General features: G+C 74.3%; 19 protein-coding genes. 8 read left to right on the forward strand and 11 right to left on the reverse strand.

From position 1 onward, the window contains the following. Nucleotides 1-92: 92 nt before the first annotated feature. On the reverse strand, nucleotides 93-2885 hold the full coding sequence (locus HNR21_RS23100; RefSeq protein WP_182706835.1) for an ATP-binding protein: 2793 nt from the start codon (nucleotides 2883-2885) through the stop codon (nucleotides 93-95). A 177-nt stretch (nucleotides 2886-3062) separates the two neighbouring features. Here HNR21_RS23100 and HNR21_RS23105 point away from each other — a divergent pair, with 177 nt between their 5' ends. Further along, on the forward strand, nucleotides 3063-3494 hold the full coding sequence (locus HNR21_RS23105) for a DUF6098 family protein (protein ID WP_220500269.1): 432 nt from the start codon (nucleotides 3063-3065) through the stop codon (nucleotides 3492-3494). Between the two features lie 57 nt (nucleotides 3495-3551). Here HNR21_RS23105 and HNR21_RS23110 read toward each other — a convergent pair whose 3' ends face one another. Next, on the reverse strand, nucleotides 3552-3995 hold the full coding sequence (locus HNR21_RS23110; RefSeq protein WP_182706837.1) for a DUF3592 domain-containing protein: 444 nt from the start codon (nucleotides 3993-3995) through the stop codon (nucleotides 3552-3554). 312 nt (nucleotides 3996-4307) lie between these two features. Between HNR21_RS23110 and HNR21_RS23115 the strand changes: the two genes are divergently transcribed. Together HNR21_RS23115 and HNR21_RS23120 are read left to right on the forward strand one after the other, a co-directional pair. Beyond that, complete coding sequence (locus HNR21_RS23115) at nucleotides 4308-4670, forward strand: PadR family transcriptional regulator (protein ID WP_220500270.1); 363 nt, start codon at nucleotides 4308-4310, stop codon at nucleotides 4668-4670. Continuing rightward, nucleotides 4667-5071 carry a hypothetical protein gene (locus HNR21_RS23120; RefSeq protein WP_182709003.1) on the forward strand — a complete coding sequence of 135 codons (405 nt, stop codon included), beginning with the start codon at nucleotides 4667-4669 and terminating at the stop codon, nucleotides 5069-5071. Before HNR21_RS23115 ends, HNR21_RS23120 begins: the two co-directional genes overlap by 4 nt. A 175-nt stretch (nucleotides 5072-5246) precedes the next feature. Here the strand turns inward: HNR21_RS23120 and HNR21_RS23125 are convergent, their stop codons facing one another. Continuing rightward, on the reverse strand, nucleotides 5247-5675 hold the full coding sequence (locus HNR21_RS23125; RefSeq protein WP_182706838.1) for a DUF6817 domain-containing protein: 429 nt from the start codon (nucleotides 5673-5675) through the stop codon (nucleotides 5247-5249). On the opposite strand from HNR21_RS23125, the gene HNR21_RS23130 reads away from it, so the two are divergent. Beyond that, the gene (locus HNR21_RS23130) at nucleotides 5622-5894 is read left to right on the forward strand and encodes a LysR family transcriptional regulator (protein ID WP_182706839.1); all 273 of its coding nucleotides are present in this window, start codon (nucleotides 5622-5624) and stop codon (nucleotides 5892-5894) included. The genes HNR21_RS23125 and HNR21_RS23130 overlap by 54 nt on opposite strands. Before the next feature lie 56 nt (nucleotides 5895-5950). Here HNR21_RS23130 and HNR21_RS23135 read toward each other — a convergent pair whose 3' ends face one another. The 7 genes from HNR21_RS23135 to HNR21_RS23165 form a co-directional block, all read right to left on the reverse strand. Continuing rightward, nucleotides 5951-7138, reverse strand: a complete 1188-nt coding sequence (locus HNR21_RS23135) for an amidohydrolase (RefSeq protein WP_182706840.1) — start codon at nucleotides 7136-7138, stop codon at nucleotides 5951-5953. A gap of 172 nt (nucleotides 7139-7310) precedes the next feature. Beyond that, nucleotides 7311-8510: a hypothetical protein gene (locus tag HNR21_RS23140; protein ID WP_182706841.1), complete on the reverse strand. Its 1200-nt coding sequence runs from the start codon at nucleotides 8508-8510 to the stop codon at nucleotides 7311-7313. Nucleotides 8511-8666: 156 nt separating this feature from the next. Then, nucleotides 8667-9038 (reverse strand): hypothetical protein, encoded by a 372-nt coding sequence (locus HNR21_RS23145; RefSeq protein ID WP_182706842.1) that lies wholly within the window; start codon nucleotides 9036-9038, stop codon nucleotides 8667-8669. Nucleotides 9039-9071: 33 nt separating this feature from the next. Then, entirely contained in the window at nucleotides 9072-9584 is a 513-nt protein-coding gene (locus HNR21_RS23150) for a roadblock/LC7 domain-containing protein (protein ID WP_182706843.1), read from the reverse strand. 11 nt (nucleotides 9585-9595) lie between these two features. Beyond that, the gene (locus HNR21_RS23155) at nucleotides 9596-10396 is read right to left on the reverse strand and encodes a hypothetical protein (protein ID WP_220500271.1); all 801 of its coding nucleotides are present in this window, start codon (nucleotides 10394-10396) and stop codon (nucleotides 9596-9598) included. 2 nt (nucleotides 10397-10398) lie between these two features. After that, nucleotides 10399-10779, reverse strand: coding sequence for a hypothetical protein (locus tag HNR21_RS23160; RefSeq protein WP_119730510.1), 381 nt, complete (start codon nucleotides 10777-10779; stop codon nucleotides 10399-10401). An 863-nt stretch (nucleotides 10780-11642) separates the two neighbouring features. Continuing rightward, nucleotides 11643-12350, reverse strand: coding sequence for an SRPBCC family protein (locus HNR21_RS23165; protein ID WP_182706844.1), 708 nt, complete (start codon nucleotides 12348-12350; stop codon nucleotides 11643-11645). A 261-nt stretch (nucleotides 12351-12611) separates the two neighbouring features. On the opposite strand from HNR21_RS23165, the gene HNR21_RS23170 reads away from it, so the two are divergent. Both HNR21_RS23170 and HNR21_RS23175 read left to right on the forward strand, forming a co-directional pair. Beyond that, nucleotides 12612-13454, forward strand: a complete 843-nt coding sequence (locus HNR21_RS23170; protein WP_312881189.1) for a pentapeptide repeat-containing protein — start codon at nucleotides 12612-12614, stop codon at nucleotides 13452-13454. 7 nt (nucleotides 13455-13461) lie between these two features. Next, nucleotides 13462-14406: an aminoglycoside phosphotransferase family protein gene (locus tag HNR21_RS23175; protein ID WP_182706846.1), complete on the forward strand. Its 945-nt coding sequence runs from the start codon at nucleotides 13462-13464 to the stop codon at nucleotides 14404-14406. 11 nt (nucleotides 14407-14417) lie between these two features. Here HNR21_RS23175 and HNR21_RS23180 read toward each other — a convergent pair whose 3' ends face one another. Continuing rightward, nucleotides 14418-16007: an AMP-binding protein gene (locus HNR21_RS23180; RefSeq protein WP_220500272.1), complete on the reverse strand. Its 1590-nt coding sequence runs from the start codon at nucleotides 16005-16007 to the stop codon at nucleotides 14418-14420. 59 nt (nucleotides 16008-16066) lie between these two features. Between HNR21_RS23180 and HNR21_RS23185 the strand changes: the two genes are divergently transcribed. Together HNR21_RS23185 and HNR21_RS23190 are read left to right on the forward strand one after the other, a co-directional pair. Continuing rightward, nucleotides 16067-17176 (forward strand): ferritin-like domain-containing protein, encoded by a 1110-nt coding sequence (locus tag HNR21_RS23185; protein WP_119730514.1) that lies wholly within the window; start codon nucleotides 16067-16069, stop codon nucleotides 17174-17176. A gap of 37 nt (nucleotides 17177-17213) precedes the next feature. Beyond that, entirely contained in the window at nucleotides 17214-18248 is a 1035-nt protein-coding gene (locus tag HNR21_RS23190) for a tyrosine-type recombinase/integrase (RefSeq protein ID WP_182706847.1), read from the forward strand. Nucleotides 18249-18415 lie beyond the last annotated feature (167 nt).

An 18415-nucleotide genomic window follows, 5' to 3' on the forward strand; every position in this document is an offset into this window, starting at 1 on the left:
GCGCGCCCGGTGAGCGGCCGGGTGCGGCGGGCGGGATCGGCTCCGCTGGTGCCCCGGCCGTGCTGCTCGCCGTAGCGGCGCCGGTGGTACGGCTACCGGACGGCCGTGGGGGCGAGGCCGAGGTCGGCGAGCGCGGCCTCGTCGGCGGCGGCGTGCTCGTCCCCGGCGAGCACCAGCGTGCGCGCCGACTGGTAGCGGCAGCCGGCCGCGTCGAACGCCGCCGCGGCGGCGAGCAACCGCGTCGGGTCGCCGTCCAGCAGCGCCTCCGCTCGGTCCACCTGGGCGGAGGCGACCGGGTTGCCGGCGACCACGGTCCGGGCGGCGTCGACCCGGTCCCGGGCGTCCGGGTGCCCGGCGAGCACCGCCGCCTCCGCGCGGAGCGCCACGTACCAGTGAAGCCAGATCCAGGAAACCCACTTCCACACCTGATCCGGCTCCGGCGCGACCCGCTCCAGCGCCGCGCCGGTGTCCCCGTGGTGGAGCAGGACCATGGCGTCGAAGACCGCGCCATAGCCCCAGTGGTGCTCCGACGCGGTGCCCGCCTGGTCGACGATCGCGAGCCAGGCCGCTCGGGCGTCGTGGTCGCCGCGCAGGCCGTGGATCATCGCGACCGACGCGGCGGCGGGGCCGAGAGAGAACGACCGCTGGCGGCCGCTGTGCTCCCACGCGTCGAGGAACCTCACGCTGCCTGTGAGCACCTCGGCGGCGTCGCCGGTGAACGCGTCCGCGACCAGGAGCCAGGACGTGGCGTGATGGCCCGCCTCGGCCAGCAGCGGGTGGTCGGCGAGCCGCCTTCCCCACCGGCGGGCCTCCGGCAGCTCGCCCACGCCGATGGCGGTTCCGGCGGCCATGGCCAGGGCGTCTATCAGCTCGTGCGTACTGGCAGGGGCGGGCGGCATGGAAGCCAGGACGTCGATCCGGCGCCGGGCGGCCGCTGCGGCGGCGAAGGCGTCACCGGCCCAGCTCTGGGCGCCGGAGAGCGCGTCGAGGGCGGCGGATTCCGCCACCGGATCGCCCGCGCGCCGGGCGAGCTCGACCGCCTGTTCGGCGCGCTCGACCGTCTCCTGCACGGTGTTGTCCGTGCTTCCCTGGACCGCGCCGAACGCGTCCGCGACCACCGCCGCCTCGGCCAGCGCGACGGCCGCCTCGGCGGCCGGGGTGCCGCCGGACAGCTCTCGCGCCTCCGCGAGCATGGCGGTCACCTCGTCCACGGGGGGAATCCGCGTGAACGAACTGGAGAAGCGGTACGCGACGGTGGCGGCGGCCGCCAGTTCGCGGCCGGCGCCGGCGGTGTCCCCGGCCCGGCGGGCGGCCTCGGCGGCGGCACGGTGCAGGCGGAACATGTCGTCGCCGAGTCTGCGGCACCCGGCCACTGCGGCGGCGTGCCGCAGCGCCGTGGCAGCGGCGGCGGCGTCGGCGAGCCGGGCCGCCTGCTCGAACCGCTGCTGGGCCTCGCCGAGCAGGTTGCGGGCAAAGGCCAGCTCGGCCATGGACAGGGCGAGCCGGCAGGCGTCCGCACGCTGCTCCGGCCGGTCGGCGGCCCAGGTGAGGGCGGCCCGCATCTCCTCTGCCACAGCGTCGAACCGGGCGCGCCAGTCCGCTCCCGCGGCTTCCCTGAGGGCGGCCGCACCGGTCAGGCACCAACCCAGATGCCGGGATCGGACGCCCGTCAGCTCGCCGGCGTCGGCGAGCCGCTCCGTCCCGTACTGGCGGATGGTCTCCAGCGCCTGGTACCGGGTGCCGGTCTCAGACGGTGTCACGGTGAGCAGGCTCTGCTCGGCGAGCCTGCCGAGCCCGTCGACGACCGCGGCCGGATCCAGCGGGGCGAACCCGGCGACCTCGGCGGCCGCCTCGGCGGTGAACGGCGCGACGAACACCGACACCCGGCGCAGCAGTGCCTGATCCTGCGGTTCCAGCAGGTCGTGGCTCCAGTCCAGCACCGCCCGCATCGACCGGTGCCTGTCGTCGGCGCGGGGTCCGCCGGTGAGGATCCGCAGCTGGTCGGAGAGGCCGGCCGTGAGGCCGTCCAGTCCGAGCGTGGACCACCGCGCCGCCGCCAGCTCGATCGCCAGCGCCATGCCGCCCAGCCGTTCGCAGATGGCCACGATCCCATCGCCGGCCGCCGGGCCCGGCGGCCAGCCGACCGCCGCCGCCCGGTCCATGAACAGGGCCACCGCCTCCGACTCGTCACCGTCGGCGCACGACAGCGGGAGGACCGGGAAGACCCGCTCGAACGGCACCATCAGCCGGGCCCGGCTCGTCACGAGCACCCGCAACCGCGGACAGGCCGCCAGCAGCCGCTCCAGGAACGGCGCCACCCCGTCGCGCACCTGCTCGCAGTTGTCCAACACCAGCAGCGCCCGGCGATCGGCCAGCGCGGCCAGCACCGCGTCGTCGATGCCGCGCCCGGGTTGCTCGCCCACGCCCACGGCCGCCGCGACCGCCGCCCCCACCCGGCCCGGCTCGGCGATCGGGACCAGGTCGACGAACCACACCCCGTCGGCGAAGTCACCGGCCACGTCCGCCGCCACCGCCAACGCAAGGCGCGTCTTGCCCACCCCGCCGGGGCCGACCACGGTCACCAGCCGGTGCGCCTTCACCGCCTCGGCCAGCTCCCCGCGCTCCCGCACCCGGCCGATGAACGACGTCAACGGCGCCGGCAGGGCGGGTGCCGGGCGCGACCGCTCGGCGCGGGCGAACTCGGCCGCGTGCCGGGCGAGCGCCCGCCGATCCGGCAGCTGCAGCTTGCGCAGCAGCGAGGAGACGTGCGACTCGACCGTGCGCACGGAGATGACCAGCCGCGCGGCGATCTCCGCGTTGCTGAGGTGCTCTCCGAGCAGCGCGAGCACTTCGGCTTCCCGAGCCGAGATCACCGGACTGGACACCGACTCATTATCCGTAGTGGTTTCCACGGCCGGCACGGAGGCGGGTCGCCGGCGTCCCACGTTCCTGAGCGGCTCGTGATCACCGTGGTCCGCCTTGGCGACGGCGCCGTGGGGAACCTCCCGGACCCGGCCAGGTAGGGGTGCCGGGATGGGGGTAGAACCCGGTCAATGGAGGAGATGCCCACCGTCAGCACCCTTGATGACCTGGTCAAACTGGTGGAGAAGGACGATCGGTTGTTCGTCCGGTGGTCGCGCGGGCCCCAGGCCGACGCCAAGGGATGCAGCCACGACGACCTGACCGGGGTCCAGATGCCGGGTCTGTCGGCCAATCCTCTCGCGGTGGAGGACTGGTGGGCGCCGCGCCCGCTCGTGGTGTGGGTGGCCCGGCGTCTGTACGACTACTCCCACCTCGAACGCGAGAAGGGCCCTGGGGTACGGCCGTGGATCCTGGTGGGGGAGGAGCTGGGGCGCGGCCCCGACAACGAGCCGCTGGTGCGCTGCGTGCGGCCGGTCGCCTGGATCGACGAGGCCCTGCTGAGCGACGCCAAACGCGTCGTCGCCGAGCAGAGGGGCGAGTGGGGCCCGATGCGCCGCCCCGCCGACGTATAGCCGACGTCTCGGCCTCGGCGGTCGTCGGCGTCCGGCTCGGCGGTGGCCTGCGGGCGCTCAGAGCAGGACGATCAGGAGAACGCCGAGGAAGAGCGCCGCGAGGCCGCCGAAGACGAGGGCGACGACGATGCTCAGGCCGTGGGAAGGCTCCCGGACGAGGGCGGCGCGGCCGGGGTCGGCCGGGTCGTATTTGACGCGAAGCCCACGTCCCAGCCTGGAGACGGAGCGGCCGGTGACGATCCTGGCAACGACCTCCTCGCCTTCCAACGTGGTGAAGCGGATGTGGGAGATGATCTGGCGGCGCTCGCCCCTGGTGTGCTCCTCCCTCACGACCTCTCCGGGGTCGGGGGCGAGCACGGCGACGCGGTCCAAGCGCATGTCGCTCAGCGTCTCCCACACCACGAGCACGGCCCCGACGGCGAAGATCAGGCCCGGTGTCCCCAAGGCGACCAGGGCGACCGGCGCCTCGCCTTGGTTCGCCGACGCGAGGGTCTCGATCACGGGACGACGTTAAACGGGCGGGCGTCCCGAAGGTGAGAGGTGGATGTCCCGGGCACCCCAGGCGCCCGGGGCTTAGACGCCCAGCGGGAACGGTGACGTGCCGCGGGGTCGTGTTCGGCGGGTGCAGGGTGAGGTCTCCTCGCCGAGCCGGACATGGCGGCCGAGGCTGCCCGGGGTGGCATGGCGGGACTTGGCCTGCGGCTCGGCGGCGGACCGTCCAGCAGGTGGGCGCCGGGTGGCGCGGCTGGTGCGGCCTCCACCTGACCCGGAGGCCGCTTGATTATAGGAAGATATCTTCCTATTGTTGTCGTCATGCCACGGCGCAAACCTGGAACCCTGCTGCCTCTGGAAACCGAGATCCTCGAGGTCGCGCTGGTGATGCTGCGTTCGGGGCAGGCCGACTTCCACGGATTCGGTCTTGCCCAGGCCATGCGGGAGCAGGGCGCGTCACGGTCCCTGACCGCCCACGGCACCTTGTACAAGGCCCTGGGCCGGCTTGAGGAGTTCGGTCTGCTCACCTCCCGGTGGGAGGACGCGGCCTCCGCTGAGGGGCGACCGCGGCGGCGACTGTACGAGCTCACGGAACGGGGTGCCCAGGCGGCCAGGCAGGCCCTTGCCGCCAAGGAGGACAAGGCCGTTCGACGTTCTCCGCGCATCGCCCCGGGGCCCGCATGACACCGGAGCGCATGGCCGAGCTGGTGGCCCGGTGGGTGCGGTTCTACACGCGGGGCCTGCCTCCTCCGATCGCCCAACGCCGGATCGAGGAGATCAACGCCGACCTCCACGACCACATCGCCTATGAACGCGCCCACGGGATCGGCGACCGGCGCATCGCCCTGAGCATCCTGTCGCGGATGGTCCGCGGCCTGACGGCCGACGCCTCCTGGCGGCGGCGGGTTCGACCTGTGAAAGGAAATCCCATGAAGCCCCTTCTCGCCATCCTCGCCATCGTGATCGGCGTCGCCGCCGTCGTGCTCGGAGAGGCCGATGACTCGCCCGGCCTCCAGCTCTTGGGCGCCCTGTTCGTCGTCGGCGCGGTCACCTTCGGTGTGAGGACCGTCCTGCGCAGCAAGTAGCACCCCCGGGCGAGGTCGTCTGCCGTTCCCGGGGCGGACTGCGGGCACACGCCCGCAGTCCGCTGCGATGACGGCGGGCGCTGACCCCGCAGAGGTTCCCGATCCGGTCCATGGTGTTCCCGCCGACCCGCACTGGGGGCTCGGGCTGGTCGTCGGGGCGGTCGTGGGCGCAGCGCTATCGGTGGAGGTCGGCGGCGGCGCGGGCGGCGGATGGGCTGAGCAGCGGACGCCAGGCGGTGAACAGGGCGGCCAGGGCTCGGCCGTGGGCGGCGCGCAGGGCGGGGGAGGCGGCCAGGACGTCGAGTTCGTTGGCGACGGTGAGCTCGGCGAAGTCCCGGCGGTCGGCCGGCCGCAGGCGGTGCGCCGTTCCGGTGAAACGGTCGATGAAAGGGCCGTCGGGCGAGGTCAGGTGCGGATAGGACCGGGAACGGTCGCAGGCGGCGTACAGGTAGACCAGGCGCTCGGCCTCCGGCCCGATGACCTCGATCAGGTCGCCGCGCCGGCCGGGGTCGCCGAGGGCCGTGGCGAAACCGTCGGTCCCGTAGAAGGCGTGGCAGCCGACTGGGACACCGCGGTCCTGCTCGCCGAGCTCGGCGTCGGCCACGCCGTGCTGCCGGGCCTGCCCCGGCTGGCGCTCTCACCGGACGGTCCGGTGCGGGCCGTTCCCATCCCCGCGCTCTCGCCCATCACGGTCGGGTGGGCGGCCCGGCAGTGGAACGCCCTCAGTCCGCTCGCCGCCGAATTCGCCGATCTCGTCGCCGCCGATCAGGCCCGGTTCGCCGCAGACCGGGCCGAGACCCCCACCGGCGAGGACACCCGGTGAGCGGGTCGGTCTGCGGGGGTCCGGCGCCGTCGGCCGCGCCGTGAGAGCGGTCGTCGTCAGACCAGGGCGCCGTCGCGGGCCACCACGCGGCCCGCTTTGAGGACCAGGTCGCGTACCGGCCGGGTCACCACCGCGGCGGCCGGGGTGTCGGCGCTCACCACGACCAGGTCGGCCGCGGCCCCGGCGGTCAGGCCGTAGGAGGGCAGGCCGAGCGCGCGGGCGCCGCCGTGGGTGGCGGCCTCCAGGGCGATCTCGATGTCCTCGTCCCGGCGGAACGTGCTGCGGTAGGCCACGTGCATGGCGCGTTCCAGCATGTCGCCGCTGCCGTACGGGCTCCACAGGTCGCGGATGTCGTCGTGGCCGCAGGCGATGTTCACCCCGGCGGCCCGCATCCGTTTGATCGGCGGCACCGGGAAGTCGAAGACGGCCGCGGTGGTCAGCGTGATGCCGGCCTCGGCGAGCCCGGCCGCCAGCCGGTCCTGGTGGGCGGTGTCGATCTGCGCGAGCGCGTAGGCGTGGCTGACGGTCACCCTGCCCGCCAGCCCGGTGGCCAGGGTCCGTTCGATGATCAGCTCCAGCTCGAACGCGCCCAGGGTCCCGCCGTCGTGCAGATGGATGTCGATCCCCGCGCCGTACCGCTCGGCCAGGCCGAACACCACGTCCAGGTGGCCGACCGGATCGCGGTCCATGCCCGCCGGGTCGATGCCGCCGACGGTGGTCGCGCCGAGCTCCAGCGCCTCGGCCAGCAGCTCGGCGGTGCCCGGATCGGCCAGGATCCCGCTCTGCGGGAAGGCCACCTGCTCGACCGTGACCCGCCCGTCCAGCCGCCGCGCCGCCTCCTGCACGGCCTCGATCCCGGTCAGCCCCGCTCCCGTGTGAACGTCGGTGTGCGTGCGGACGTGGCAGGTGCCGAAGGCGACCATGCGTTCCAGCAGGGCGGTGGCGTAGTCGGGGTTCGGCAGCCCCAGATCGCCGCGGCGGCGACGCTCGTTGGCGATCCGGTCGGCCAGGGCGTCACCGGCCGAATGGGGCTCCCACCGCCGCCCGTACAGGGTCTTGTCCAGATGGCAGTGCGCCTCGACCAGGCCCGGCAGGACCAGCCGCCCGGAGACGTCGATCACCTCGGCGTCCGGGGACGCCGCCACCCGCGGCCCGATCTCGGCGATCACCCCGTCGCGCACCAGCACGTCGGCCGGGCCCGGATGCCGCCACGGCCGGCCGCCGCGCAGAACGATCTCAGACACGCACCCGAGTCTGACCCCCGCCCATCAAGTCCCACAAGCCCCACCGGACACGGCCGGCCGCGCCGTACGAGGCATGCCGCGCCACAGGCCCGCACGCGGCGCCCTCACCGGGGCGGGGCGCCGCTCCGTGCGATGGTCCGGTGCATGGGCGACGGATCCGGCGGGCGGCCGCTCAAAGGACGTCCGCCGGCAGGAGCTGCTCGGTCAGCAGGCGCCGTACCCGGGTGGTGCGGTCGGGGGAGTCGAGCCAGGCGTTCAGCAGCCGCCACCCGTGGTAGTAGCCGAGGGTGTAGAGCGTCCCGCCCGGGGCCCGCAGCGTGCCCAGTGCCATGCGGGCCTCGTCGTCGGACAGCAGGGCCCAGCGGGACAGGTACCCGGTGATCTCATGGTCCGGGCGGCCCTCGTCGGCCAGGAGCGCCGCGTCGGCCCAGACGCCGAGCAGCGCGTTGCGGGCCCGGTGGATGGCGGCGAAGTCGCTGCCGTCGGGGGGCATGCCGTGGTCGGCCAGGACGTTGTCGGTCAGCCACGCCTGGGCCTCGTCGCCCGGGAAGAGGAGGTCCTGGGCGTGCAGGCCGAGGCCCTCGCTGAGGACGAACGACGGCCCGAGCATGAACCGGACCTGCTGGTCGAGCCGGCCCTGCCGCTGGACCAGCGTCAGTTCCTTGAGCATGGACTCGGCGATGTGCCCGGGGTGGCCCTCGTGGGCGACCACGTACAGCAGGTCGGCCAGGTTGAACGGCAGGTCGGCGTTGATGAAGATCGTGGAGCGGAGGTCGCCGGCGTAGTGTCCGGCCGCCAGGAAGTGCGCGCCGTGCCGCAGGCGGCAGTCCACCACCTCCCCGTCCGGCAGCGGCACCAGGGTGCGGGTGCGCCGCCGGGTCTCGGCGACGGCCCTCTCCACGAGGGCGGGCAGCCGGTCCAGCCGTTCCGGCGGCAGCGTGTGGGCGGTCTGCCAGGACCGCAGCCGCTCGGCCAGGGTGCCCGCCGTGCGGGGCAGCGCCCGGTCCAGCCGGTCGTGCGCCTCCTGGAACACCTCCTGCGGCACCCGGTGCACCTCGATGCCCAGGCACTGGCGGGCGTACTGCGGCAGCGGCAGTTGCTCACCGGCCAGGCGGCGGGCGACCGCGCGCAGCGCCCGGACCTGGGCGGTCAGGTAGCGGGCGCGTCCGGGGTCGAACGGCGGGTCCTCCAGCAGCGTCTCGGCGTCGTCGGCCAGCCGTCCGGGGGGAGGCGGCTCCTCGGCGTCGACCTGCGCGTTCCATTCCTGTGGTCCCCGGTAGATGAGGACCGTCGCTCCGCCGTCCCCGGCGACCTGCCGGTTGACGCGCAAGGCCAGCAATGCGTATCCGTGCAGCCACTCCTGGGGCGTCATCGCGGCTGTCTCCCTCCTTGAGGCGTCGTCCCCGGGGAAGCTAGCCGTACGGCGATCCGTACAGTGTACGGCGGAGGCGGCGGACGTTCCCGCCCGCCGCCTCCGCCGAGGAAAGGTCCCGCAGGCCCCCCGTCTGGGGGCCGCGTGGGACGTCGTTCAGACCTCCAGGTCCTCCTCGATGGTCTTGAGGCGGTGGCGGGCCAGCGCGAGGTTGGCGCGGCCCCGGTCCAGCGCCGAGTACAGGAACAGGCCGGCGTTCTTGCGGCCGGTGACCGGGCGGATGATGTGGTACTGGCCGGACAGGGTGATGAGGATGTCCTCCAGGTCGTCCTTGAGGCCGAGCTGTTCCATGGTGCGCAGCTTGGCCCGCACCACCTCGGTGTTGCCGGCGGCGGCGACGTTCAGGTCCAGGCCCTTGGCGCTGCTCAGCGTTCCGAGGGCCATGCCGCTGCCGTAGTCGACGACGGCGGCGCCGACGGCGCCCTCGATCGACATCATGTCCTTGAGGACCAGGTCGATGTTCGACATGGGGGTGTCCCCTTTCGCTAGTCGGTGGCTGGGTCACTTGCGGTTTCGGCGGTGGCGCGGGCTCTTGGACGGCGGGGGGCGCGGTGCGGCGGCGCCGGGGTCCTCCAGCAGGGCGGCGATCCGGGCGGCGGTCGGCCGGGACTCCAGGTGCAGCCGGCCGACGTTGACGTCGGGGCCGGCCAGGACGGTCAGGGAGGCGGTGGCCCCGGCCGCGTAGGTCACCACGTAGCCGCCGGCGGCGCGGATCACCACCTCCTGGAACCCGCCGTCCTGGACGGTCAGCGCGATCCGCTGGGACAGCGCCAGGCCGGAGGTGGTCAGCGCGGCCATCCCGGCCGGTTCGATCTGCGCGGGCAGGTCCGCGGCCACCAGCAGGCCGTCCGCGGAGGCGATCAGGCTGCCGGTCAGGCCGGGCAGCCGGTGGCGCAGGGTGCGCAGCTCGCCGAGCACCGGCGGTTCGGGCGGCGGGGGGGTGCGGCCGTCGGCCGGGGGGTGGACGGTCACCTTGGTGAGCCTTTCGATCAGAGTTCCCAGTCGCCGTCTCATCGGGCTTTGGGTCATGCCAGCTGTTCGAGCGCCGCGCGCAGCCGGTGCAGCACGTCCTGGTCGACGGGGCTCCACCGGACCGGTGTCGCCGGCGCCGGTCCGGTGGGGGTGCGGGGCGGTTCGGGGTGGGGCGGATCGGCGGGTTCGATCAGCGCGTCGGCGGCCAGGCCGCGCACCGCCAGCAGGCAGCCGTAGGCGGTGCGGCCCAGGTCGCGGGCCAGGTCGACGGGGGTGCGCCGGCCGTCGGCGTTGAGCAGGATCTCCGCCTGCAGGCCGGTCAGCACCAGCCGCTGGCGGCGCAGCCTGCGGACCGGGACGACGGGGGCCCGGTCGGCCTGCGCCGAGGGCCACTGCGCGGCCAGCAGCGCGCGGCGCCGTTCGGTCTCGAACGCCAGCGTCGCGGGGGTGATGCGGCACAGCGGCGGCAGGTCGTGCCGGATGCCGTCGGCGAAGCGCGGGTCGTCCTGCGAGCCGAGCAGGAAGTAGGCGGCGTCGAAGAGCGCCATCAGGGTGAACATCTCCAGTTCGGCCCGGCCGAGCCCGGCGGGCGGGCGGCCGGCCCGGCGGTCGCGCCACCACTGCTCGGCGGGCACCCGCCCGGAGGCGGTCACCAGTTCGTCCAGCCCGGGTGCGCAGCGGTGCTGGGCGAAGGTGACGGCGCCGTCGACGAGGAAGAACGCCCCCTCGGCGCCGACCCGCAGCATCCCGGTGGCCTTCCGCTCGCCCAGCCGGTGCAGTTCGGCGGTGATCGGGCCGGTCTGCGACGTCGGCGTCGGCTGCGGCGTCGACGTCGGCGGTGGCGTCGGCGGCATCGTCAGGGCCCCACCATCTCGCGGACGATCTCGCGCAGCCGGATCCTGGCCAGCGCCAGGTTCCCGGTGTCGCCGTCGATGCGCACGTGCAGGAACAGCCGGCCGTCGAAGGCGGTGTTGAGCAGGGTGAGCAGGTGGTGGCCGTGGGCGCCGGAGACGATGATGTCCTCGATGTCCTCGCCGGTCGCGCGGGTGCGCAGGCTGGGGGCGGCCAGCACGGCGCGCACCACGTCGGTCGTGCCGGCGGCGTCCTCGTGCTGGTCCGCGAGGTCCTCGCGGCCGGCGGCGGCCACCGCGAGCCCGCTGGCGCCGTCCACCAGCGTCACGCTCTGGGCGCCGGGGATGGCCATGACGCGGTCCAGGCACTGGTCGATACCGAGCACGATCTCCCTCCGGTGATAGGGGTGGCGGGTACGGGCCGCCGGTTCGCGCGGCGGCCGGGAGTCGGCGGCCGTGCCGCCGGAAAAGAACGCGCCGCCATTTTCCCGGCGATGCCGTGGTGCGGCCCGGCGGCGTCATATAAACGTGTCATCGCGTGCACCGGGATGCGGCCGACGAGATCTTCTCGGCTCCGTCCCGGCGGTCATATCCGAAGCGTGGTAACGCGTACGCGACGACGTCGATGAGACTGAAACGGAAGACGATATTCCAGGGATTCCGCGGTCCCCGCGCAACGGTCGCGGGCACGCCCGCCCCAGGGGCCCGGCGGTGGCGCACGGCGGCGTCCGGCGCGGCCGCCGGCCGGCGGCACCGCAGGGGATCGGCGCAGGGCACGACCGCCGTGACCGGCAGGAACAGGCGCCGGCCGGACCGGGCCCCCCGCCCGGCGGTGTCCAGAGCGGGCGCCGCCCGCCCCGCCGGTGGGGCGTTCGCACCGGCCGGCGAGAACGTCACCGTCGGTGATTGTCGCGCACTCTCCGGAACGGCCGTGCGGTGTCATGTTCCGGGCGGCGGAAATGACCATGACACGGTCCAGGCAATGAGCAGCCCGCAGCACTCTCCCCTCCCTCCCTGCGGTGAGAGTTGCAGTGGTGCCGACGCTACACAGGACCGCACCCGCCGACCACCGGAATCCGCACGAATATCCCTGAAATCCTCAGATGATCTCGCAAACCACGCCGACCGGGGAGGAACGACGTTCCATATAGACGTCCGAAACCAGCCTTTACGGTTCCCTCGGATAACGGGACGCCTCCCGGGGCCGGGCCCGCCCCGGGGCGGGGCGGGCCGGTGCGGGCGGTGAGGGTCACGCCTCCAGGAGGTGTTTGAGGGCGGTGAGGCGTTCGCGCCAGAACGCCTTGAGGGCGGCGGCGGTGGCGGGGTCGGTGACCTTCTCGTGGGCGACGGCGATCTGGGTCTTGGTGTCGCTCTTGGCGGTGAACCAGACGGCGATGCGGGTGGCGCCGTCCTCCCAGTCGGCGCGGAACGACTTGCCGGGGGTGGCGGTGCGGACGGTGACGGTGCGGCCGGGCAGCCAGCGGGCGCGCAGGCCGGGGTCGGTGAACGCCGCGAAGGCGCGGTCGGCGGGGACGTCGACGGTCCTGCTGGCGCCGGCGCCGAAGGAGCCGTCGCTCTGCTGGCCGGGGACGCGCAGGCCGCGGGCCTGTTCGTAGGCGACGGTGATGCTCTGCGACCACCAGCCGGGGACGTTCTCGTCCTCGACGAGGCGGCGGGCGATCTGCGGGTGGGTCAGGCGGGTGGCGTCCCAGCCGTCCAGCAGGGCGAACCACTCGTCCCAGCCGCGGCCGGTGCGGGCGCGGACGACGTCGTCGGACACCCGGTTGCCGCGGATGGCCTCCGGCGGCGCCTCACCCGGCGCGGTCACGGGCGCGGCGGCGGGTTCGGTCGTGGGTTCGGTGGTGGCCAGGAGGTGGCGGCGGGCGGTGGTGTAGCTTTCGCCGGTCTTGGCCATGCGGGCGCGGACCCGGCTCTTGAACGACTTGCGGGTGGTCATCGCTGCTCCCCGTCCGCGGCGCGACCGCAGGACTCACGCTCCTGAAGGCCCGCCGCATCAAGGGGCACGCCGGTCGTGCGTCCCGAGGACTGGGGTCCCCTTTGCCTCCGCGACGCCGGTGGCGTGAGCACCGGAATGGAGGTGAGGCGCGGGACGGCGCCCACCCGTCCAGCGTACGTACCCGCCGCCGGGCGGTGCAACGGCCGGAGCATGGCGGGTGGTCTGGGAGTATCGGGAGCGCCGGGGCCTTGGGAGGGGATCGTGTCGCAGGAGCTGGCGGCCGACTGCGGCCGTTGTTTCGGGTTGTGCTGCGTGGCGCTGCCGTTCGCGGCGTCGCCGGGCTTCGCCATCGACAAGCCCGCCGGCCGGCCCTGCCCCAACCTGGGTGAGGACTTCGGCTGCGGCGTCCACGCCCGGTTGCGGGAGGAGGGGTTCTCCGGCTGCGCGGTCTTCGACTGTTTCGGGGCGGGTCAGCAGGTCAGCCAGGTGGTGTTCGGCGGGCGCGACTGGCGGGGCGACCCGGGCGCGGCGCGGGCGATGTTCGCGGTGTTCCCGGTGGTGCGGGCGCTGCACGAGCTGGCCTGGTATCTCACGCAGGCCCTGGAGCTGCCGGCGGCGCGGCGGTTGCACCGACAGCTGCGGCGGGCTCTGGCGGACACCCGCCGCCTGGCCGGTCAGGGTCCCGGTGAGCTGCTGGCCCTGGACGTCGCCGCCCACCGTGAACGGGTCAACGCGCTGCTGTCGCGGGCCGGTGATCTGGCCCGGTCGGCGGCGCCGGGGCCGCGCCGCCCGCTGCGGGGCGCCGACCTGATCGGCGCGGATCTGTCCGGGGCGGATCTGCGGGCGGCGAACCTGCGCGGCGCCCTGCTGATCGCCGCCGACCTGTCGGGGGCGGATCTGACCGCGGCCGACCTGACCGGCGCCGACCTGCGGGACGCCGACCTGGCCGGGGCGGATCTGGCGGGGGCGCTGTTCGTGACCCGTCCGCAGCTGGAGGCGGCGCGGGGGGATGCGGCCACCCGCCCGCCCCGCGGCATGGCCCGCCCGGCGCACTGGCGGGACGGCCGGCCGACCCTTGCGTCCCGGGCCCGCAAGAGGGCGTGATCGCCGCATGGGCGGGCCGGTGAACGGGCTGCCGCCGCAGGTCCGGCACAAGGCCGCCCACCTCGGCGCGGAGGGCGAACGGTGGCTGCGGGACCTGCCGGGCATCGTGGCCGAGCTGTCGGGGCGCTGGTCGGTCACCGTCACCGGGCCGCCGCTGCCGGGGGGCAGCGCCGCCTACGTGGCCCGGGTCCGGACCGGCGACGGGCGGGAGGCGGTGTTGAAGATCGCGCTGCCCGGCCACGGCGCCGCCGGGCAGATGCGGACGCTCGCCGCCGCCCGGGGCCGCGGATACGTACGGCTGCTGGCCTGCGACACCGGCCGCCGCGCCATGCTGCTGGAGGCGCTGGGCCCGCCGATGACCGACCTGCCGTTGTCCCCGGAGCAGGCGATCACCGCGCTGTGCCGGACGCTGCGGCGGGCCTGGCGTGTCGCGCCGCCGCCCGGCGCCGTGCCCGCCCGCAAGGCCGAGCGGCTCGCCGGGCTGATCCGGCGGCTGTGGGAGGAGCTCGGCCAGCGCCCGTGCCCGGAACGGGTCGTGGCCCGGGCGCTGGCGTTCGCCGAGCGGCGGGCCGCCGCGTTCGATCCCGGCCGTGCCGTGCTGGTCCACGGGGACCCGCATCCGGGCAACGCGCTGCGGGTTCCCGTGCCCCGGGCGGGGGCGGAGTCGGGGTTCGTGTTCATCGATCCCGACGGGTTCTGGGAGGACCCGGCCTACGATCTGGGGGTCGTGCTGCGCGAGTGGTGCCCGCAGTTGCTGGCCGCGTCCGATCCGGCCGCCCTGGCCCGCCGCTACTGCCGGCTGCTGGCCGCCGCGGGCGGGCTGGAGGAGACGGCGATCTGGGAGTGGGGGTTCCTCGAGCGGGTCTCCTCCGGCCTGTACTGCCTGCGGGTGGGTCTGGACGATCCGGGCCGCCCGCTGCTGGCCACCGCCGGCCTGCTCGTCGACGCCTGACCCAGGCTGACTCAGATGGCGCGGGCGTGGTCCTTCCAGTACGGGTCGCGCAACAGGCGTTTGTAGAGCTTGCCGGTGGGGGTGCGGGGCAGCTGGTCGACGAAGTCGACGGAGCGGGGGGCCTTGTAGCCGGCCAGGCGGGCGCGGCAGTGGGCGATCAGCTCGGCGGCCAGGTCGTCGGTGCCGCTCACGCCGGGGACGGGCTGGACGGCGGCCTTGACCTGCTCGCCGTACTCGGGGTCGGGGACGCCGAACACGGCGACGTCGGCGACCGCGGGGTGGGTGATGAGGACGCCCTCGATCTCGGCGGGGTAGATGTTGACGCCGCCGCTGATGATCATGTCGATGGCGCGGTCGGCCAGGAACAGGTAGCCGTCGTCGTCGAAGTAGCCGATGTCGCCGGTGGTGAACAGCCCGCCGGGCCGGTGCACCGAGGCGGTCTTGGCCTCGTCGCCCCAGTAGGCGATGTCGTCGCCGCTGGTGTAGCGGAACCACAGCTGCCCGGGTTCGCCGGGGGCGGCGGGGGTGCCGTCCTCGCGCAGGACGTGGATCTCGGTGGTGGGCAGGGGCCGGCCGACGCTGCCGGGCCTGGCCAGCCATTCCTGCGACCCGATGATCGTGTTGACCGAGGCCTCGGTGGAGCCGTAGTACTCCCAGATGATCGGGCCGAACCAGTCGATCATGTCGCGTTTGACCTGCGGCGGGCAGGGCGCGGCGCCGTGCCAGACCACCTGCAGGCTGGACCCGTCGAACGCCCGGCGCACCTGGGGGTCCAGCCGCAGCAGCCGCACGAACTGGGTGGGGACCAGGTGCACGTTGGTGATGGCGTGCTCGTCGATCAGCCGGAGCGTCTCGGCGGGGTCGAAGGAGCGGCGCATCACCACCGACCGGCCCGCGTACAGCAGCAGGTGGGAGAACATCCACTGGGCGGAGTGGTAGACGGGGCCGACCAGCAGGGACCGGCCGGCGGCGGGGATGTGCAGCAGGTCGGCGATGCCGGCGGCGACGAGTCCGGACAGCTCCAGCGGGGAGCCGGCGCCGCGGAGGGTGCGGGTGACGCCCTTGGGGCGGCCGGTGGTGCCGGAGGTGTAGATCATGGGGAAGCCGGTGCTCTGCCCGCCGGGTTCGCCGTCCGGCCCGCCCGTCAGGAACTCCTCGTAGTCGCCGAATCCGGGGACGGCGCCGCCGATGGCGTAGCCGCGCACGCCGGCGCGGGCGGCGGCGTCGCGGGCCACGTCGGCGAACGCGGCCTCGGAGAACAGCACCGACGCGCCGGAGTCGGTCAGCACGTAGGCGAGCTCGTCGGCGGTCCAGTGCCAGTTGACCAGCACGTACCGCAGGCCGGTGTGGCCGGCGGCGGCCATCAGCTCGAAGTACTCGCGGCGGTTGCCGCAGTGGATGGCGATGGCGTCGCCGACCTGCAGGCCGAGGGCGCGCAGGGCGCCGATCAGCCGGTCGGTGCGGGCGGCGAGCTCGGCCCAGGTGGTGGTGCCGTGCTCGTCGGTGAGGGCGGGCTCGTGGGGGCGGGCTTGGGCGTGGGGGCGCAGCAGTTCGGCCAAGGGGCCCTCCAGCTGTCCGGGGCCGTTGACAGGTGCTCGCACACCGTGTCACGGTGACGGCACCGCCGCAAGACGTACGGTGTAAGTCCCAGGAGGCGCCGATGTCGACCCACGAGCTGTACACCGCCGAGGCCGGGCGGGCGCCCTGGACGGTGCCGATGACCGGCGACACCCGCTTCACCTGGGAGTACGACGATGGCCGGGACCGGCTGCTGGCCCTGTACCAAAAGGGCAAGGACAGGCAGTGGGACCAGGTCACCCGGATCGACTGGGACCTCGAGGTCGACCCGTACGACGTGATGGGGGTGCCGGACCAGTCGCTGGCGATCTACGGCACCCGGCACTGGGACAAGATGAGCGAAAAGGATCGCCGGGAGCTGCGCCGCCACCAGGCGTCCTGGCAGTTCTCCCAGTTCATGCACGGCGAGCAGGGCGCGATGATCACCGGGGCGCGGATCGTGGAGACGGTCCCGGACCTGGACGCCAAGTTCTACTCGGCGACCCAGACGATGGACGAGGCCCGCCATGTGGAGATCTTCTCCCGGTTCCTGACCGAGAAGGTCGGCCTGGTGTACCCGATCAACCCCAACCTGCAGAACCTGCTGGGCGAGACCCTCAACGACTCCCGCTGGGACATGCCGTACCTGGGGATGCAGGTGCTGATCGAGGGGCTGGCGCTGGCGGCGTTCGGGGTGATCCGGGACGTGACGACCAAGCCGCTGCCCCGGCAGATCCTGGCGTACGTGATGCAGGACGAGGCCCGGCACGTGGCGTTCGGGCGGATGGCGCTGCGCGACTACTACCGGGAGCTGACCTCGGCGGAGCTGGCCGAGCGCGAGGAGTTCGTGATCGAGGGCTGCCTGCTGATGCGCGACCGCATCCGCGGCCGGGAGGTGTGGGAGAACTTCGGGCTGAACCCGGACGAGATCAACGAGCTGGTCTCCGAGTCCCCGTACCTGCGGATGTTCCAGAGCCTGCTGTTCAGCCGGATCGTGCCGTGCGTGAAGGACATCGGGCTGTGGAGCGAGCGGATCCGCCGCGCGTACGAGGACATGGGCGTGCTGGAGATGTCCAAGGCGGACCTGCAGGCGCTGATGACGGCGGACGAGGAGATCGCCGAACGGCTGGACGCCGAGCGGTTCGCCGCCGAGGAGGCCGAGCGCCGCGCCGAGGTCGACGCGGTGATCGAACGCGCCCGCGACGATCACTGAACGGATCACCGGGCGCGGGCGGCGGTAGATTGCCGCCATGCCCGAGATCGAACCGGCCTTCCAACCGGCCGGGGCGCCCCCCGCCCTGCCGGGCGCGGCCCCGGCCGGGCCTGTCAGGGCGGCGAATCCGTTCGCGGTGTACGTGGCGTCGCTGGGCAGCGCGGGGTCGCGGCGGGCGATGGCGGCGTGCCTGCACCGGATCGCGGCGCTGACGCTGACCGCCTACGGAACCGAGCCGGGGCCGTCGCCGGGTGAGACGTTCCCGTGGGCGGCGCTGCGGGCCGAGCACACCGAGATGATCCGGGCGTTGATCGCCCGGCAGACCACGACCGGCCCGGACGGGACCGAGCAGCCGTGGTCGCCGGCGTACCGCAACAAGCACCTGTCGGCGTTGCGGGGGGTGCTGGAGGCGGCGTGGCGGCTGGGGCTGATGAGCACCGACGAGCATCGGCGGGCGGCGGCGGTCCGCAACTTCCGCGGCAGCCGGCTGCCGGCCGGCCGCAGCGTGCACGCCGAGGAGTTCGCGGCGCTGCTGCGGGTGTGCGCGGCCGATGCGTCGGCGGCGGGACGGCGGGACGCGGCGCTGCTGGCCGTGCTCTACACCACGGGGGCGCGGCGGTCGGAGGTGACGGGGCTGCGGCGGGAGGACTACGACCCGGGCGAGCGGTCGCTGCGGATCACCGGCAAGGGCGACAAGCAGCGGATCGAGTACGTGCACCGGCGGGCGGCCGAGCTGCTGGGGGCGTGGCTGGCGGTCGACGAGCGGACGCGGGGGCCGTTGTTCAAGCCGGTGCACCGGTCGGGGGCGATCCAGCACCGGCCGATGACGGACGCGGCGGTGCGCAACGCGGTGGTCAAGCGGCGCCGGCAGGCGGGGCTGCCGCCGATGACGCCGCACGACTTCCGCCGCACGTTCATCGGGAACCTGCTGGACGCGGGGGTGGACCTGGCGACGGCGCAGGCGCTGGTGGGGCACGCCTCCCCGGCGACGACGGCGCGGTACGACCGGCGGCCGGAGCGGCGGCGGCGGGGGGCGGTGGACCGGCTCCCGTTCCCGGAGTTCACTATCTGAACATGTGGGGCTGGGCGGGGGCGGGGCGGGCGCGCACAATGGGGGGCGCTGGAGCGAGGCCCTGGTTTTCCTCATGCGGCCCGGTCGGCCCCGCCGTGTTCCTCCCCCCGGGACACGGCGGGGCGCCCGGTCCTCCTTGGCCGGTCCGCGGCGCGGCTTGCGTCGGC

Origin of the sequence: Thermomonospora cellulosilytica (genome assembly GCF_014138835.1) — a bacterium.
In the GTDB taxonomy this organism is placed as follows: Bacteria; Actinomycetota; Actinomycetes; order Streptosporangiales; family Streptosporangiaceae; genus Thermomonospora; species Thermomonospora amylolytica.

Excerpts from the sequence above, each read along its gene's own strand:
- HNR21_RS23105 (WP_220500269.1), top strand. The coding sequence starts at position 3,063 with ATGCCCACCGTCAGCACCCTTGATGACCTGGTCAAACTGGTGGAGAAG.
- HNR21_RS23115 (WP_220500270.1), top strand. The coding sequence starts at position 4,308 with ATGCCACGGCGCAAACCTGGAACCCTGCTGCCTCTGGAAACCGAGATC.
- HNR21_RS23120 (WP_182709003.1), top strand. The coding sequence starts at position 4,667 with ATGACACCGGAGCGCATGGCCGAGCTGGTGGCCCGGTGGGTGCGGTTC.
- HNR21_RS23140 (WP_182706841.1), bottom strand. The coding sequence starts at position 8,510 with ATGACGCCCCAGGAGTGGCTGCACGGATACGCATTGCTGGCCTTGCGC.
- HNR21_RS23145 (WP_182706842.1), bottom strand. The coding sequence starts at position 9,038 with ATGTCGAACATCGACCTGGTCCTCAAGGACATGATGTCGATCGAGGGC.
- HNR21_RS23150 (WP_182706843.1), bottom strand. The coding sequence starts at position 9,584 with ATGAGACGGCGACTGGGAACTCTGATCGAAAGGCTCACCAAGGTGACC.
- HNR21_RS23155 (WP_220500271.1), bottom strand. The coding sequence starts at position 10,396 with ATGCCGCCGACGCCACCGCCGACGTCGACGCCGCAGCCGACGCCGACG.
- HNR21_RS23165 (WP_182706844.1), bottom strand. The coding sequence starts at position 12,350 with ATGACCACCCGCAAGTCGTTCAAGAGCCGGGTCCGCGCCCGCATGGCC.
- HNR21_RS23175 (WP_182706846.1), top strand. The coding sequence starts at position 13,462 with ATGGGCGGGCCGGTGAACGGGCTGCCGCCGCAGGTCCGGCACAAGGCC.
- HNR21_RS23185 (WP_119730514.1), top strand. The coding sequence starts at position 16,067 with ATGTCGACCCACGAGCTGTACACCGCCGAGGCCGGGCGGGCGCCCTGG.
- HNR21_RS23190 (WP_182706847.1), top strand. The coding sequence starts at position 17,214 with ATGCCCGAGATCGAACCGGCCTTCCAACCGGCCGGGGCGCCCCCCGCC.